The organism is Pseudoalteromonas sp. S554 (assembly GCF_005930865.1).
Lineage (GTDB): Bacteria > Pseudomonadota > Gammaproteobacteria > Enterobacterales > Alteromonadaceae > Pseudoalteromonas > Pseudoalteromonas marina.
Genome location: NZ_PNDV01000210.1, coordinates 1 through 244, shown reverse-complemented (window position 1 = coordinate 244; position 244 = coordinate 1). Strand labels below are relative to the sequence as shown.

The window sequence follows — 244 nt, the reverse complement described above, 5'->3', positions numbered from 1 at the left end:
AATGCAGCAGGTGTAGAAGTTGAAACTCGCGATATCTCATTAGCAGGACGTGTAATTGCTAGCTTCCCTGATTATTTAACAGAAGAACAACGTAATGGTGATGCACTTGCTGAACTAGGAGAGCTTGCACAAACACCTGAAGCTAATATCATCAAACTTCCAAACATTAGTGCTTCAGTTCAACAGTTACGCCCTGTAAAAAAAGAGCTTCAAGCAAAAGTCTCTGCCAATCCATATTACCCTG

The 244-nt window shown here is 41.0% G+C and carries 1 protein-coding gene; it reads left to right on the top strand.

Translation table 11 applies throughout. The annotated features are described in order from the left end of the window. Window positions 1–244, top strand: a 244-nt coding sequence (locus CWB65_RS19730; RefSeq protein WP_138741304.1) for an NADP-dependent isocitrate dehydrogenase, incomplete at both ends; no start/stop codon positions are given.